Below are 17005 nucleotides of genomic sequence, written 5' to 3' on the forward strand. Positions count from 1 at the left end.
CGTATACGGCTTTAAGATGAAGAAAATTTTAGCTTTGCTAGTAATAGCGCCATTGCTGATTTCCTGTTCCGGCAAGAAAACCGACGAAGTCAACGAAGCCTGGGTCAAAGACACTAACGGCTTCGAGATCCTGATGGGCCAATTTGCCCACAACATCGAGAATATCTGGGGTCTGAACGAGGTTCTGATCGCCGGGCCAAAAGATTACGTTAAATATACTGACCAGTATGAAACCCGTAGCCACATCAACTTTGATTCTGGCGCGATTACCATTGAAACCATCGCCACCACCGATCCTGCCGCGCACCTGCGCCAGGCTATCATCAGCACCCTGCTGATGGGGGACGATCCGGGTTCAATCGATCTCTATTCCGACGTCAACGATATCCAGATCAGTAAAGAACCCTTCCTGTACGGCCAGGTGCTGGATAACAAAGGCGCGCCGATCCGTTGGGAATGGCGTGCGGCGCACTTTGCCGACTATCTGCTGCAAACCAAGCTGCAAAAACGCACCTCCGGCCTGCACGTGATTTACTCGGTCACCATTCAGCTGGTACCAAACCACCTGGATCAGCGTGCGCACAAATACCTGCCGATGGTACGCAAGGCGTCGGAGAAATACGGTGTGGAAGAGTCGCTGATCCTGGCGATCATGCAAACCGAATCCAGCTTTAACCCCTATGCGGTAAGCGGTTCGGATGCGCTTGGCCTGATGCAGGTTGTGCAGCACACCGCCGGTAAAGACGTATTCCAGATGCGCGGGAAATGGGGCACGCCAAGCCGCAGTTACCTGTTCGATCCGGAGAACAACATCGACACCGGTACCGCTTATCTGGCGATCCTGCAAAACAACTATCTGGCCGGCATTCAGAACCCGACCTCGCGCCGCTATGCGGTGATCACCGCCTATAACGGCGGCGCAGGCAGCGTGTTGCGGGTATTCTCCAGCGACAGAACCCGTGCGGTGAGTATCATCAACGGCATGCAGCCGGGTGACATTTACCAGACGCTGACCACCAAACACCCGGCCAGCGAGTCACGCCGTTATCTGGTGAAGGTGAACAACGCGCAGAAGAGTTATCGCAGGAAGTAACGTGCGGTGAGGTTGTTATCAATGAAAAGGGCCGGTGCAAACCGGCCCTTGTTGTTTATTGCTTGATCATATAACCGAAAATGCGTTTCCAGCCGTGATCCTTTTTCTCGATATACACACCCTGCAGCTCCGGTGAGAAGCCCGGCAGACGGTTGATACCGTCTTCCAGCGCCAGGAAGTAACGCTGCACCGCTCCGCCCCACACTTCCCCCGGCACCACGCACAGCACGCCCGGCGGGTACGGCAACGCGCCTTCCGCCGCAATGCGCCCTTCGGCCTGGCCGATCGGCACCAGCTCGACGTTGTCGCGAATAAACTCCACGTTGGCGTCCTGCGGGTTCATCACCACCTGCGGGAAATGGTTCTTGCGGAACATCTCTTTTTGCAGTTGCTTAACGTCGAAGCTGACGTACAGATCGTGCATTTCCTGACACAGCTGGCGGATGGTATAGCCGCGGTAGCGCTGCTCGTTCTTGCGGTACACCGTCGGCAATACTTCGCTCAGCGGCGCGTCTTCTTCCACGTAGCGTTCGAACTGCACCAGCATATCGACCAGGTGCTCCATCTTGGCCGGATTTTCCGCCGGGGTCAGCAGGAACAGGATCGAGTTAAGATCGCATTTCTCCGGCACTATGCCGTTCTCGCGCAGGAAGTTGGCCAGAATGGTGGCCGGCACGCCGAACTCGGTGTATTGGCCGGTGGCCGCGTCGATGCCCGGCGTGGTCAGCAGCAGCTTGCACGGATCGACCAGATACTGGTCCTGCGCATAGCCTTCAAAACCGTGCCATGTCTCGCCCGGCACAAAGTTGAAGAAACGGGCATCGTTGGCGATCAGGTCAGTATCGTAATCCTGCCAGGCCTTGCCCGCTACCTGCAACGGAATAAACGGCCGCAGCTGCGAACAACGTTCCAGCAGTTGCTTGCGCGTCTCGATACCGAGCTTCACGCAGTCCATCCACATGCGGCGGCCGGCGGCCCCGGCATGCATCTTGGCGTTAACGTCCAGCGCGGCGAACAGCGGGTAGAACGGGCTGGTCGAGGCGTGCAACATGAAAGCGTTATTAAGGTGCTTGTGGTTACAGTGGCGCTTCTGGCCCTTGATGTGATCGTCTTTCTTGTGGATCTGCGAGGTCTGCGAGAAACCGGCCTGCTGCTTATGCACCGACTGGGTAACAAAAATACCCGGATCGAGTTCATCGAGCTCCAGCAGCAGCGGCGAGCACTCTTTCAGCATCGGGATAAAGCCTTCGTAACCCACCCAGGCGGAGTCAAACAGGATGTAATCGCACAGATGGCCGATGGTGTCGATCACCTGGCGCGCATTATAGATAGTGCCATCGTAGGTACCGAGCTGGATGATCGCCAGGCGGAACGGCCGCGCCGCATTGGCCTTCTCCGGCGCCACCTCACGGATTTGCTCACGCAGATAGCGCTCGTCAAAACAACGCGAATCGATGCCGCCGATAAAGCCAAACGGGTTGCGCGCGGTTTCCAGATACACCGGCGTCGCCCCGGCCTGGATCAGCGCGCCATGGTGGTTGGATTTATGGTTGTTGCGATCGAACAGCACCAGATCGCCGCGGGTCAGCAGCGCATTGGTCACCACCTTGTTGGCCGCCGAAGTGCCGTTGAGCACGAAATAGGTTTTATCGGCGTTGAAGACCCGCGCCGCATGCTTTTGCGCATCCTTGGCCGAACCTTCGTGGATCAGCAGGTCGCCCAACTTGACGTCGGCGTTGCACATGTCGGAACGGAAAAGCGTTTCGCCGTAGAACTCGAAAAACTTCCGGCCGGCCGGGTGCTTGCGGAAAAACTCCCCGCCCTGATGCCCCGGGCAGGCAAAGGTGGAATTTTCCATTTCCACATAGGTCTTCAGCGTTTTGAAAAACGGCGGCAGCAGCGCCTGCTCGTAGGCGTCCGCAGCGGCTTCCAGTTGCGCCATATAGAACGCCTTGCTGGCGCCGGCCAGGGCAAAAACGCCGGTAATAAACGGCAGGTAGTCCGGGGAAAGGTGTTCATCCCCTTCAACAGCAACAAACGTTGGGATCTCGAATCCGGTGGCTTTCAACTGCGCCAAAATACCGGCGTTAACGTCATCAACCGACACCACCACCGCGGCCACATCGGTATAGTCCGTCTGTTCAATGCGGACAATCTGGCGCAGCGTTTCAATCGTGGCGACCAGGCTGGCGCTTGTCGCTATTTTCAATTCTTTCATAATGCTAACTCTCAAACGGTTAAGGATGAGGTGGTGCCACGGGGCACGGCGATGAGATAACAAAGGTTATCCCGGCAAAGTGATGTCCGGCGTTGCAGCATAAAGCGCAACCGTGACCGACTCATGATCGCGAGATCATCAGGCAGCTATCGGGGACTGGTATCGGCAGCGTCCGATAGACATCAGTAAAATCAGAGCCGCAGCTCTATTTTTAATAATGCCTAACAGCGAGCATCAGAAGATGCCTTACCGCATGGTCGGCAGGGCGTTCTTGGCGTACTGTGTTCGGGAAAGGTAACGGCGGCGTGATGGCATCTTCAGATGTCTGGTGCGCAGTGGCGCTTGAGTAACAAAACCAGTCATGCCAGTAATCCTCTGACTTAAATAAGCGGAAACACCGTTAGGGGACGTAGAGTGCCAAAATTTGCGCAATGATTGCATGTTTTTTTATGAGGTTCAAGTAACAATTATGTTACTGCCTATTGAGGTAGGCATTATATAACTCATTGTTATTTATCATATAAAAATAAAAACCTGTAAAATCAAAACGGTATAAATACACATCTTTTCTGCATATCTATTACCGCAGGCCGACGCAGACGCCCGGAAGCGCCCCACCCCATTGAATGAAAAAAGAGCAACCGATCGGGTTTGTGACAGAAAGCGATTGACGATATCCAGCCAATAGGGTTAAATGCGCCCCGTTGCCCGGATAGCTCAGTCGGTAGAGCAGGGGATTGAAAATCCCCGTGTCCTTGGTTCGATTCCGAGTCCGGGCACCATATTTAGAGAACCCAGCCTATGGCTGGGTTTTTGCTTTCTGGGGTATGGACTCTCCATCGAACAAGTTCGATTATTCGGCCTGAAGGCCTCACCCTGCGGGCCAACGCTGAAGCGTTGTTCAACACGGCGCAAGCGCCGGTTGTCCGAGTCCGGGCACCCTATTTAGAAGAACCCGCCTATGGCTGGGTTTTTGCTTTCTGGAGTATGGACTCTCCATCGAACTGTAAGTATCCCAGCTTTAGTTCCACACACTTTTTGAGAGCTCCGGTTTTTCAGCCATCAGCCGGCACTCTTCAGGCGTCAGGTTGTTCAGGGATTCATGAGGCCGCTCGTTGTTATATTCCATCAGCCAGCGCTCTGTAATTTCTCGTGCTTCATTCAGTGTTCTGAACAGGTAAAAATCCAGGATTTCTGTCCAGTAGGTCCGGTTAAAACGTTCGATAAACGCGTTCTGTGTTGGCTTACCCGCCTTGATAAATTCGAGCTGCACGCCATGTTCTTCGGCCCATTGTGCCAGCGCCAGTGAGACCAGTTCTGGCCCGTTGTCCATCCGCATCTTCAGCAGGTAGCCGCGGTTTACCACGATCCTGTCCAGCACCCGGACGACTCGCTGAGCCGGGATATTAAAGTCGATTTCTATCGCCAGCGCTTCACGGTTAAAATCATCCACCACATTGAAGGTCCGGAAGCGTCTGCCGCAGACCAGCGCATCGTGCATAAAATCGATGGACCAGCTCTGGTTTAACGCTTGCGGCGTCACCAGTGGTGCTGGATTACGCACTGGCAGCCACTGTTTTCCCTTACGACGAAAATTCATTTTCAGCAGACAGTAAATTCGGTGTACGCGCTTGTGGTTCCAGACGTGCCCCTGCCTACGAAGCACCTGAAACAGCTTCTTAAAGCCGTAGCGGGGATAGCGCTCGGCCACCTCTGTCAGCACCTGGACACCGGTTCATCACGTTGCGTATCCGGTTGGTATAGCAGCCTCACGGCAGACATCTTTGACAGTGCGTCCGGCTTCGACGGACTTCAGAACGGCGATGATCTGGTGTTCAGTGAATCGGATCTTGCGCATAGCGATCTCCTCAGGGGACATAGTCAGTATGTCGGAAGATCTCTAAAAGTGAATGGGTCGTTTAAGCGGGATACTTACATACTGGCTCGGTCTGCTAAGGGAATAGATGCCGACCATCATTATTTAACGAACTTGCAGCTCGGCACCATTCTTTTAAGTGTTAATTTATAGATGTAGAGATCTCCGACCTGATAGATATGTTCGACACTAATGATTATTTTACTCGATTGACGATAAATGTTATTCGATTGGGTAGCTATATATACAAGTATCATCAATATAACCAAAGCCATCCAATCGATGCTTTCTCAGGTTAGCCTCCAACTGGAATCCTGTACGAAGAGCTACTTTTGCACTCCGTACGTTCCTGCTAGCCATCTTTATCTCTAATCTTTGACACTTTAAATAATGACAAGCAATGTTTCTTACTAAAATACAGGCTTCTGTAACAAACCCCTTACCCATTAATTGACTTGAAGCCCAATAACCGATTTCATAAAAAGGTATTATAGGATTTACAATAAATAAGCTAATGCATCCAACTAAATTATTTGACTTAATATCAAAAATCAAGAACCTGTATTCTTCCTTGTCATTCCTGAAATTAGTAGAGGCAATTTCAAGATTTTTATAACAGGTCTCAATAGAGTGTTCTGAATTTGACCATAAAAGGAACTCAAAATGCACTTTAGAAAAATTAGAAATAAGTGCATAGACATCATGGCAATACGAAACATCTGGAGCTAATAGTTTTACTTTTTGCCCCGTAATAAGTTGCTCAGGCAGATCTGTAATTATCATGGAAGAACTCCCCGTTAGAGATAACAATTAACTTAGGTTTGCTTCTAATCCAATTTGATGAATTCATTATATCATAACTACCACATGATGATATTATCACCTTATCATCAATAGAAAGATCAACTGGTATTGACATGTTTATCGCAATAATATCAGACTCATAGCAATTAGAACCAAAAACATGAGCTAAGCTAGTTTCAATGCATTCCTCTCTCTGAGGAATGATAAAAGCAAATCTATTATTATGATACTGCGCAGATCTCACACTTGTACCTGGTGCCGATATGGTTATAATATTAATGTCATTACGCTCTTTTACTGAGGCGATTCCGGAAATTAGATATCCATAATCTTCAGTTAAGATCCTACCAGGCTCAATTACAACACTAACCTTATTGATGTCTATACCTTGTTTTAAAAGTGCTTCGCGTACACGCTTTGGATAATTATTATTGACCAAAACATCATCACAATTTGCAGTGGATGCAGGATAGCCTCCTCCAATATCGATAAAATGTATGATATCTTTCACCTTGGAGATTTCATTTGAATAATATTCCAATGCTTTTATCAGATAGTCATGAGATGTGAGATTTGACCCTGAATGAAAGTGAAGCCCGCAAAGATGAAGACCATTTTCTTGTAGTAACAACAATGACTCATGAAATTCATCCCGACTCATTCCGAAACGAGACAACCCCGTCGATCTATAATCGGTGCTTAGACGGAATGATATTTTTGGCTTTACTTTAATATGGTTGGAAATGAGTATAACTCTCTCTACCTCAAGAGTGTTATCACACTGTATTTTAATACCTTTTGATATGGCAAACTCAATTTCATTATTTAGTTTAACTGGCCCATCAAAATAAATACACTCGCCTGTGAAACCATCATCCAAAGCAAGTTTTATTTCGTGTAACGATACAGTTTCGGCAGACAAACCCTCAAAAAGCATTGACTTCGTCACCATTGATAAGTTGTTGCTTTTATAAGAGTATGCAACCTCCAACTCAGGGAAATAATACTCCCAATGAGATTTTAATTTGCGCGTCGCTTTTCTGATAGAATCGAGATCTATAATGTAATAATAATCTTCTTTATTGTGTACTTGTATTAATTCGTTGAATTCAATAGCCATTATTTAGCTCTCATAGTCCATAATGCAATTGACTGATATTTAGCATGCTCATTGAGCAGTACACGCGTATTATAATATCTATCAAATGAAATTTGTTGCTGTTCTTGGCTTAACATCAAGAAATTTTCCTTACTACATATAGCTTTTCGTGTAATTGACTCGATCTCATCATCTGTATAAATAGGTAAATCAAAAAGCTCCTCACTGATAAGATCAAATCGTGCACTGAAAAACCTATACCAATAATTATAATCTCTATTTGTATCTGGACGATACCCTATATGTTTTTCTACCATATCAATTAGCTCACTATCTGGTGTTAATTCATAAAAGAAAGGTGATATGCACAAATACCCATTATTTCGCAAAACTCTATGACATTCTTTTAATGCTGTCTCTTTATCAGAAATGAAGCCAAAACAGCAGCCCGCAGTAATATGAGTGAATGTGTTATCAGAAAATGGAATGCTTTCCGCATTTGCAACAGAAAACTTTACTCGTGCACCAATCCCATTTTTAAGTGCTAAAGCACTTGCTGATTCAATCGATGGAGGCGATATATCTATTCCATCTGCTCGGCATTCAGTTTTTAACGATATATTTCTTGATGAAAATCCTGTTGAACACGCTAAATCAAGGAGATAAGACTCCTTGTTTATTTCGCTATTTTTTATCCAACTTTCCAATGTTACGTTTCCTCCTGGAGGAGTGTTGTCCACTCCAAAAAAGCCAAGGAAATCAGGATAGGATAATTTCAGTAAATCAGTATTTTTGATATTGTTAGTAGACATTTTTAGTTTCTCCACCAATTTATAACATTAATAGTATCAGTTGATTTTATAAATTTAGCTCTATGGTCACTTGACTCTGAAAGTGAATAATTGTAGATACACCCCTCTTTCTTATAGTTTTCCCTGATTTTTTCTTTGTTATCTTTTGTTATAAGATTAGAATCATTATCAGCAAACCGATCAAAGGATTGATCTGGTTGAACAAGAAATGAAATGGTATTGTTAAGCGGTAAATACCTAGAGTGATTTTTTGGGTAATGATTTGAGAAAACAAGTAGGTAAAGTTCAACCCCATCTATTATAAAACGCCATTTTTCATCTGTTATTTTTTTAAGCAAATTAGGTGCAAGGTTGTCCTGAATTGTTTTTAGGAAATTGGCTAGTTTAATACTTAGGTCATTATCACTGGTCACATTTGCATTTTCAAAAATCAAATACAGGCCATCAAGGTTATGAATGTTATAAGTTTTTAAGTATCGACTCAATACTTCTGTAAAGCTTGCGTCATTTTCATCAAAGATATCGAACCAATGTCGCCCTCTATGTGCATATATACACTTCACATTAGAAAATGCCTTTATGCTTTTTTGTTGTAGATTATACTTATCTTCATTAATTAAAAGCACTTCGTCAATATCCTGACTTATTTTTAAATCGAATTCATCTCTAATTACATCGTTTATTTTGCTTATAACGGCATGGTTTTTATTTTTCACTTCATGAAATATATGCTCACTAATAAGCGAGGCCGGCTCAATATGAATAGCTTCGTGTTCACTGAACTTTGCATAAATTCTGTCATTTAAAACATCCGCTATTAGCAACGACATAGATATCCTCTAAAGTTTAAAAATGAGAAACAATGCTCGACCATACTGAAACCACAGCGATTAAATAATTTTATATTTTCAGAGTCAAGATATGGTATCAATTTATTCTCTAGAGCTAACCTTTTGTTTTCAATTTCTGTCTTAGAATATCCTCTGCTATGTTTCCATTTTAAGTACGATTCAATGTAGGTGGTATTTATAACAGGATCCTCAAATATAATCTTTTCGAAGACAATCATTGTGACTTGATCGGAACATGATGATTTTATGTTTTTTATAAATTCCTCTCTTTCTGGTGGACGTATAAATTGAAGTACAAGATTTAGAATGACAAAATCAGGTCTCATGATGTCGCAGATGGTTTTATTCTCTCCACTTAGGTAGTTATGATTACTTAATGTCACTTTTTCTTTGTAAGGCTCACACTTTTCTCTTGCTTTTTCAAGCATACATGCAGAAACATCGACTCCGTAACAATGTTTAACTTGCGTCTGTGATAACAGCTTATTTATTGTTGTACCGGTAGAACACCCTATATCAAGAAATATTTTTTCTAATGAAAAAGAATCAAACATCAATGCGATTAAATCCTGGATGTCTTCGTATCCTGGAACACTTCGTGAAACCATATCATCAAAAACATTGCATACATCTTCATTAAACTCAAATGACTTCATTTGGTCTTTATTAATAAATACATTATCAATTCCCATATTTAAACTCCAATACTGTGAAGTAAGGAAAGTTATGACCTAAATGCATCTTATCAGGATGCCGTGGCTCTTTAATTGATACCAATGAGAATCCCGCGTCGATAAAACTATTTACATAGGTTGATAGGTTTCTTTTGAAAGAGTTAATCTCACATAAAAAATTGCCATGTTCGTCAAGCCTACTTTTAGTTTGTACCCCTTCGTAGAAGTAATTTTCTATTACCATTTTGTCATTCTGATGGCTAGTGCACGAGTCTTTTACATGATTCGGTACTATGCATAGAACTCTACCTTCTCTGCTCAAAATGGACCTAACTTTTTTTATATATGAATAATAATCATTTATATGATCTAGCACTAAGGACAAGATAATAAAATCAAACAAGCTATCACTTTCATATTCAATTAAATCACATTGAATATATTCAATCTGCCCACCTTTCTCTCTGGCAACATCTAGCATTTTTTTATTAGTATCTAATGCTACAACTCGAGCAGAACAAAGGTCGAGCATTCGACTATATGTGCCTATTCCGCAGCCTATGTCCAACGCAGTAGCATACTCTCTTTTGAGTATTACCTCTTTTACATAGTCATCGAGAATCACTCTATTTAAACTTGTCCCCTCTCTATGATTTTTATAAAAATCTGCAATTATATCAAATTGTTCGATTGTTCCATTGTCTGGATAATGTTGCGTAGGACTACTTAAGTTTATATCTTTTTTATAATCATAAACTAGCGTTTCATAATTATCCGGATTAATTATTAGCCTTTTCTCTTTAAGAATGCTATTTCCAGTGGTAATGAATTTTATTACTTCGTGTGAACATATTGATGAAACTATATAATTTAATGGCCCATATGATGGAGCTTGATATTTTTTATTTATTCTAATAGTAGTATTTATATTCTCAAATACATCTCTATTAAACAGTTGTTCGAACCCTGGTTTTGAATGTGCATCCATCATTGGGCCAACTAATCCCATCCTTCCTAAATAGCCAGCATTAATAACGGGGATATTGATCTCACTATGCAACCTCCCAATTAATTCAAATGCATTACTTGGATCTGCTGATAAAACAAGAATGTCACAGTCCGAAAAGAAAGAGATAAACTCGTGTAATTTATCTCTGGAGAGGAGGTGTGGTAAAGTATGAACTTCGCAAAAGCTATTTTGTTCAGCTAAATTCGCCTTTAAAGAATCAATTTTAAGCGTGCCAATCTGCGATTCCTTAAAAGTAGTCGTACGAGTTAAATTAGATTCTTCAATTAAATCGCCATCACTAACTTTTAGGCAACCGATACCGGCTGCAGCTAAAAGAGTCGCAACATTGGAACCGATGCCCCCAGATCCAATGATCCCAACGGTTGCGTCTCTCAAGGCATTCATTGAATCTGCCTGATTCATTCCTGATAGTTCAAAGAACAATCTATGCCTATCATAGCGATCTTGCTCCCAAGTATATGATACTATTTTTTCCTCAATCAAGTTGTTGAGAATTTCGTTTATATTATAAGCTTCTTCAGAAGCTGACTGATTGTATCTTTCGGCAACATAGTCAAATTCTTCTGGAACGTTCAGCTCCTCAAGAAGTTTAAGTAAAAATGCAGGGCAGTCTTCTATCTCCGTTATGTCCATAAGGGTTTGACCGCATACAATTCTATTTTCTTCTTCTACATACTTTATTGGAAGAGATCTATTTAATTGAATTTTCATTCCGCAACTCCAATGATTCCATTTTTGTTTTCTTCATTTTTATCAATATATCTTATCCATGCGATAGTGACCGGAATTACGCTCAATATACAAATAAAAGAAAACACAAACGCCGATGATAGAGGTAAGCTTTTTGCCATCCCCCCTATGATGAGAAGAGATACAATACCAAAAACTCGTGCAAGCAAACTAACAATAGATAAAACAGTGTTTGAGTTATTATTATTTAAGTGTTTAAAGAACTCAGAGTCAAATTGGCTCATTGGGACTGAAAAGAAGCTATGGAACATAGTAAATATCACTATTGGAAGCCATTGTCCCTTTATAAAAATCAGTGCAAGCATAGATATAGCCGCAAAAATAGTCGCCAATAATGTTATTTTCATCGGGTTGTACCTAGTCAATAGAGTTTTCCTAAAATATCTATTGAAGAGATATTTTGTAAATGAATAGGAGAAAAAACATCCGCCTAAAATCACGATCTCTTGATTCTTTGTGGAATTATTCAATAATCCAGTTTGATTTAAAATGAATGGTTGCCAGAAATGAAATACGGGTTGCATTGCTGCCACAACCAACCCGCATATTAATATATAGTAAATACCAACTTTTGTTGATACTAACAGCTGTAAGGCATTTTTTGTATGCAAGTAAACATTAAATCTTTCTTTAATGTTTTGTACATCTTTCTTTTCACTTACTGAATCTATTTTGCTGAAAGCGAACACCAAAAAGATAAATGATACACCGCATAAGTAATACGCAGCACTATAACTTCCAATTAACACAACAATAATTACACCAATGACACCTGATACAGAATTCATTAATGCATTTACTTCTCTTACATATGACATGTAGTGGTGATATATATTAGACTCACGACTTTCACTTGGCAACCTATCGACTAACCCCTTAATCCATGTACTATCTGCACCAGAACAGAAACATGCGCCAAGCGCATAAAAAACTTCGGCCATAATCAGTAAATACATGTTCGGAGCAAACGTACATAACGGAAAGAATAGAGCATAGAAAAAACAAGATAGAATTACATTTTGTTTTACACCTAGCTTGTCACCCAATATTCCCGTTGGCAACTCAAATACAAAAATAGATATGCTAAAAACCATTTGCAAAATGGCTATTTCTGATATTGAAACCCCCATTGAAAAAAGGAAAAAAACATGAAAAGAACCAGTAACCATTCTTATCGCATTCATTGCAGAACAACTGTGTAATAGTTTTTTTATCTCTGGATCAATTATTATCATGACTTTTCCTTAAGTTAGAAATGGCGATCAATCGATCGCCACCCTACAACATTGGAACTATTTAATTAATTCGCACCACAGGAGTTCGGGCCACAAGACAGAACTTTTTTCTGTTGCTCTTTAAGTTTGGTCACATCAACACGTTTTACTTTCAGTTTTTTAGTCGGTTTGATCGTATCATTATTCATTTTACCATCCTTTAAGTTAGTAACTTGATTTATGTCATACAACAAAAACGATAACATTTTGTCGTGACAAGAAAGTTTTATCATAAATATCATGAACCGATCAAATTTAAATCACCCAAGTCACATCTATATAACTTGTTGTAATATATACTTATTTTCAACAATGAATTATTTTAACATTATTTGAAATACTTTGTTTCATTAAAATTCATACATATTACCTCTAGTTATTAATAAATTTATTTAACCTTACATTCTCCCCATACCTACTCGGCACGTGAAGCATTAACGCATAAAAATACGGTGTAGATGCCTGCTAGATGGGGTCCTTACCTCCCAGTAAGTGAGTAGTGGTTGATGAACCGCATAATTCATCACCGTTCTAGATAAAGGCTACCAGGCCGCTTTCGCTGACATGAGTAAACCACCTGCTTAACTGTGGCTCTTTTTTTTGGTTTTCAGGATCCGGTAGAAGTCCAGCGTCGGTTTTTGTTCGTTATTCTTTGCTGATTCAACCATTAGAAGCATCCTTCTGGGAATGTGTGTGGCTTGAAATAGTCTCGGCAGACACCATTGGCAGCAATCCAAAACTCTTTTTCATTTCCAAAGGAAAAGTGATGACGTGAATTTTCGCTCACTTTTTAATCGCCATTGGCAGTGCCAATAGCGATTACTTTTTAACCAACGTAGTTTTCATCTGAGCGAATCGAAAATTCTGGATACATATTCAGACTTTCTGCTATTTGTTTTTTATGCAGTGTTGGCACTGCCAACGCTGTACGTTTCCCCCCTGCCAGATTTATGACCTATTTTTTGCGCGTGCCATTCCCAAACGTAACTTCGCAACAATGTCGCTGACATGCTCCCGCGAAGCCAGGTGTTGGCGGACTGGACCTGTTGATTTTGCTGGCGTCGCAGAGCAAGGTATTTGGCGTCGCGGTACAGGACTGGTAGGTTCTGGGGATTTTGTACTCGCATACAGCTCACCATTCCGGGCGCGCTTGATCACCGCCAGCAGCCAGCCAGTGGGGTTATTCAGGCTACCTCGTGCCATCGTATGTGCCAGGCTCTCCATTACCTGCCGAGAGTAGGATTCGGGTAACGCTTGCAACTGAGCCACGACCTGTCGTTGGCCATCAGCCGCCATGCTGTTCTGCAGTTCGGTCGGTAACTCAGGTACGTACGTTGTTTTATTCACACTCTGTGTGAAAGAACGTACGTTACAGTTCGGTTGTGTTGATGCACCGTAAGTAGCTGATTCCAGAATGAGTTCGGAAAACGAACTCGGTGTTTTGCTCCCCTGTTTCACACTGAGTTCGGTAACCATTAGCCCGTTGCTCCTCGATACTCACATCACGGCTCCCACCGTTATCCGATCAGTGCTCAAGCTCAAGTTTTTCCCAGTCTGGAAAAATCGCGACATTAGGGATTTCCACATGCTCGAAGCCGTTGACATCCACGACAGTGACGCCATCGCTATAGAGTTCAAGAACCTGCCAGGGTGCAGGTGCGGCTAACTCGCGCTGTTCATTAATAAAGGTCACAAACTGTTCAATATTCATTGATTTGCCTCTTGACGCAGAACGTCGAAGTCGGCAATCCAGTTAGGGAACAACTCGCAGGCCAGCTCATACATAGTGTCAGCAGCAGCGAGCGTTGATGTACGGGTGGTGGTTCTTTCGAGACGATGAACGGGTTGACCGGAAGCATGCCCCATTTTGTAAATTTCCAGCTTGGGGATGATGGTGTCGAGAAGGGAGACGTCGAAGGCATCTGCACGCAGATATTGGCCATTTGTGATGATGCTGCGCAAACTTTCCAGAGTCTGCCAATCCAGATTGGTGTACTCCATGCAGTTGGTCAGGATACGGATACGGGGTAACGCGATGCCGTAGCAGGTCAGCGGCAATAATCCTTCCATCAACCCCAATGTGCCACGCAGAAACTCACGGGTGTCCGGCAGTATAGGCTTGATAACCCCAACAGCAAATTCCGTGCTGGCCACCAGAATAAGTTCGAGCATCACAGACGCCGCGCCTTTGGAGTCAATGATGATGGTATCGTACTCGTTGAACAAAGGGTGTTGCAGGACATTCCGCAGGCGCATACGCCCATCAGGGGCATGCAGCATGGCAGAAGATAAACGGTCGTGGGGATCGTTGGAAACAATGATGTCCAGATTTCGGATAACAGAACGGGAGATAATTTGCTCAGAATGGTTGAGGTCGACCGTCTTCATCAACAGTTCGTACAAACCATTGGGTGCTTCATATTCCAGGGAGAAAATGCTGCTTGCGGTGGGCTGGGAGTGGTCGCCGTCGATGAGGAGGATCTTTTTACCTGCATCGGCGAGGAAGCCAGCAAGGTTAGCACTTTGAGTGGATTTACCTTCTCCGCCTTTAGTTGAAACCATAGGCACGATTTGTGGCCTAGTACTGATTGAAGCAGTAGTGGCTTTTGTGACGATATTTTCCATGAGTACACTCGAATAAAGTATTCGATGAGTACAAATTCGATACAAAAACTAATTTCCCACTGCGATAATTCAACTTGCTAGCGAAGAGAGGATTGAAAATCCCCGTGTCCTTGGTTCGATTCCGAGTCCGGGCACCATATTTAGAAGAACCCGCCTATGGCGGGTTTTTTGCTTTCTGGGGTATGGACTCTTCCTGCGGACCAAGGCTAAAGCATAGTAGCCAGCAGGGCCTCATGAGCCTGAAGTAATTGCCGCTGGCTTTGCCGGCATATCCGGGTCCCATTTGATGGCCTCAGCATGTCACGCCTCCAGCGATATCATCACCCCTGCTATCGGCATTAGCAGCACTCCGTTGAATCATGACTGGTGCTATCTGCCCAGGTTAATAGGGTACGCACCATAGGAAAACCTTTTCGCAACTGAAAAAGTTTCCGTTAGGCTGTCATACATGCTGATTGTGTCTGGTAAAAAGATCCCATGGAAAGTGAGTTGAAGCAGTAGCTCACTAAAAAATATCAGAGCTATATCTTTTTTAAATTTTTATAGGGATGGTAAACTTACCATTACGTCACATTATCTTATTACGTAGAAAAGGCGTTAATCCAGGAAATAAGAAAGGATATATGGTACATACTTCGAACATATGGGCTTTCAGCACCGATATAAAAAATTCTAATATATATCTACACAGATATTAACACTCTATTTATTGCCATCGACTTATTTTATCCCCCCTGGAGAATAGATTACCTTATGCATTATAATCATTCTAAAGCTAAGTGTTGAAAAGTTCCCTGGTGTTACGCATTTTCAATATCCTGACCGTTATTTAAATAAATCCGGCCACAATAATATCACAAGGTATTATGATAATTACTTATAGTTTTTTAATTAGCAACGCGTTGGAGTAGAATAATATTAATTTTGTTAACGTGTCAAAAAGAATAATTTAAGAACCTATGAGAAGTCATAGTATAAAACCAATAAACTCACGATAACTATTTGAAAAAAATCTGAAAAGGAAATGTATCCTGATACCCTAGCTTAATGCACTCATCTATAAGCTGAACACTTGAAGTTACATTGAACTTGACCTTCAGGCTTCTCATGCAGTAGTCATAATTAGCAAGATTAATATTTAAAAGCTCTGATATTTGTTTTCTTTTCAATCCTTTAAGAAGAAAAAACAGAAGTTTAGCCTCATTGGCACTGAGTTTCACATCTTTGTATGATGATATTTTTAACACTTTCGACATACCAGTAACATTATGAAAATCAACATAACCATTCATAATAATGGCTGTTGCCGTGGTGCCGGCAGGAAATCCATTTTTATCATATATAACTTGTTTAGAAGTATGTAAAAATGCATGAACGACTCCCGGGAGGGGTTCAAGAACATTGTAAACCTCACCTGCAAGGATCGCTTTCTCATGATCTCTATAAATATCGCCTCTTTCAGCCCATGGCATGTCTGAGTCATCAAGAGTCGGCAACCTATACGGATCCACACCAGAGAACCGACTAAACAATAAGTTAGATGCAACAAAGCGGTGATTGAGATCTTTAACAAGGCTTATCCCGGCGCAGGCAGGTATTACGGGATTGTCTAAATAATACTCAATGGTTGGTGAACTCTTCTCATCCAAAGGTGAAAACTGTCTACTCTCTATCTTGATCTTGGTCATGGAAGTCCTCCCATGGACTTTCGGGCTTTCACTGCAAAGCGAAAGCATAATCCTTCATTTTCACTCTATAAGTAACATATTTCTGCAACCTAAAAACCCTCTCGTTTTATGAATATAATGTAACAATGCCTTTCATTATTGTTTTACGTATTAAAACCGCGTCTTATTATAACTACAACGCAACTAAAAACAGGATGTTTTATTTCCGTTT

The 17005-nt window shown here is 42.7% G+C and carries 15 protein-coding genes, 1 tRNA gene and 1 pseudogene; 2 read left to right on the forward strand and 15 right to left on the reverse strand.

The features are described from left to right. Window positions 1–16: 16 nt before the first annotated feature. Window positions 17–1093: a membrane-bound lytic murein transglycosylase MltC gene (gene mltC / locus ACUTQW_RS10385; RefSeq protein ID WP_004948041.1), complete on the forward strand. Its 1077-nt coding sequence runs from the start codon at window positions 17–19 to the stop codon at window positions 1091–1093. Window positions 1094–1148: 55 nt separating this feature from the next. Here mltC and speF read toward each other — a convergent pair whose 3' ends face one another. Further along, the gene (gene speF / locus ACUTQW_RS10390; RefSeq protein ID WP_062868642.1) at window positions 1149–3311 is read right to left on the reverse strand and encodes an ornithine decarboxylase SpeF; all 2163 of its coding nucleotides are present in this window, start codon (window positions 3309–3311) and stop codon (window positions 1149–1151) included. A gap of 706 nt (window positions 3312–4017) precedes the next feature. On the opposite strand from speF, the gene ACUTQW_RS10395 reads away from it, so the two are divergent. Next, window positions 4018–4093 (forward strand) — tRNA-Phe (locus ACUTQW_RS10395). Window positions 4094–4332: 239 nt separating this feature from the next. Here ACUTQW_RS10395 and ACUTQW_RS10400 read toward each other — a convergent pair. From ACUTQW_RS10400 to ACUTQW_RS10465, 14 genes and pseudogenes are all read right to left on the reverse strand, one after another. Then, window positions 4333–5072 (reverse strand): annotated as a pseudogene (locus ACUTQW_RS10400) (IS3 family transposase); the annotation flags it as partial. Further along, window positions 5050–5190: a transposase gene (locus tag ACUTQW_RS10405; protein ID WP_407821943.1), complete on the reverse strand. Its 141-nt coding sequence runs from the start codon at window positions 5188–5190 to the stop codon at window positions 5050–5052. The pseudogene ACUTQW_RS10400 and the gene ACUTQW_RS10405, both read right to left, overlap by 23 nt. A 219-nt stretch (window positions 5191–5409) precedes the next feature. Beyond that, complete coding sequence (locus ACUTQW_RS10410; protein WP_081275706.1) at window positions 5410–5970, reverse strand: GNAT family N-acetyltransferase; 561 nt, start codon at window positions 5968–5970, stop codon at window positions 5410–5412. Further along, window positions 5948–7111, reverse strand: a complete 1164-nt coding sequence (locus ACUTQW_RS10415) for a diaminopimelate decarboxylase (protein ID WP_064799147.1) — start codon at window positions 7109–7111, stop codon at window positions 5948–5950. The genes ACUTQW_RS10410 and ACUTQW_RS10415 overlap by 23 nt, the downstream gene beginning before the upstream one ends. After that, complete coding sequence (locus ACUTQW_RS10420; protein ID WP_081275707.1) at window positions 7111–7902, reverse strand: class I SAM-dependent methyltransferase; 792 nt, start codon at window positions 7900–7902, stop codon at window positions 7111–7113. The genes ACUTQW_RS10415 and ACUTQW_RS10420 overlap by 1 nt, the downstream gene beginning before the upstream one ends. Before the next feature lie 2 nt (window positions 7903–7904). Further along, a complete protein-coding gene (locus ACUTQW_RS10425) occupies window positions 7905–8732 on the reverse strand; it encodes a YqcI/YcgG family protein (protein ID WP_064799148.1) in 828 nt (275 codons plus the stop codon). Then, entirely contained in the window at window positions 8720–9445 is a 726-nt protein-coding gene (locus ACUTQW_RS10430) for a methyltransferase domain-containing protein (RefSeq protein ID WP_081275708.1), read from the reverse strand. The genes ACUTQW_RS10425 and ACUTQW_RS10430 overlap by 13 nt, the downstream gene beginning before the upstream one ends. Next, window positions 9435–11168, reverse strand: coding sequence for a ThiF family adenylyltransferase (locus ACUTQW_RS10435; RefSeq protein WP_064799149.1), 1734 nt, complete (start codon window positions 11166–11168; stop codon window positions 9435–9437). The genes ACUTQW_RS10430 and ACUTQW_RS10435 overlap by 11 nt, the downstream gene beginning before the upstream one ends. Continuing rightward, window positions 11165–12442: an MFS transporter gene (locus ACUTQW_RS10440; RefSeq protein ID WP_235195973.1), complete on the reverse strand. Its 1278-nt coding sequence runs from the start codon at window positions 12440–12442 to the stop codon at window positions 11165–11167. Before ACUTQW_RS10440 ends, ACUTQW_RS10435 begins: the two co-directional genes overlap by 4 nt. A gap of 65 nt (window positions 12443–12507) precedes the next feature. Beyond that, entirely contained in the window at window positions 12508–12630 is a 123-nt protein-coding gene (locus ACUTQW_RS10445) for a hypothetical protein (RefSeq protein WP_265324934.1), read from the reverse strand. Window positions 12631–13429: 799 nt separating this feature from the next. Continuing rightward, entirely contained in the window at window positions 13430–13957 is a 528-nt protein-coding gene (locus tag ACUTQW_RS10450) for a hypothetical protein (RefSeq protein WP_235195974.1), read from the reverse strand. Between the two features lie 49 nt (window positions 13958–14006). Further along, complete coding sequence (locus ACUTQW_RS10455; protein ID WP_064799150.1) at window positions 14007–14192, reverse strand: hypothetical protein; 186 nt, start codon at window positions 14190–14192, stop codon at window positions 14007–14009. Then, complete coding sequence (locus ACUTQW_RS10460; RefSeq protein WP_064799151.1) at window positions 14189–15106, reverse strand: ParA family protein; 918 nt, start codon at window positions 15104–15106, stop codon at window positions 14189–14191. Before ACUTQW_RS10460 ends, ACUTQW_RS10455 begins: the two co-directional genes overlap by 4 nt. Before the next feature lie 998 nt (window positions 15107–16104). Next, window positions 16105–16794, reverse strand: a complete 690-nt coding sequence (locus ACUTQW_RS10465; RefSeq protein WP_064799282.1) for a hypothetical protein — start codon at window positions 16792–16794, stop codon at window positions 16105–16107. Window positions 16795–17005: the final 211 nt, after the last annotated feature.

This window comes from Serratia sp. TSA_7 (assembly GCF_052692135.1).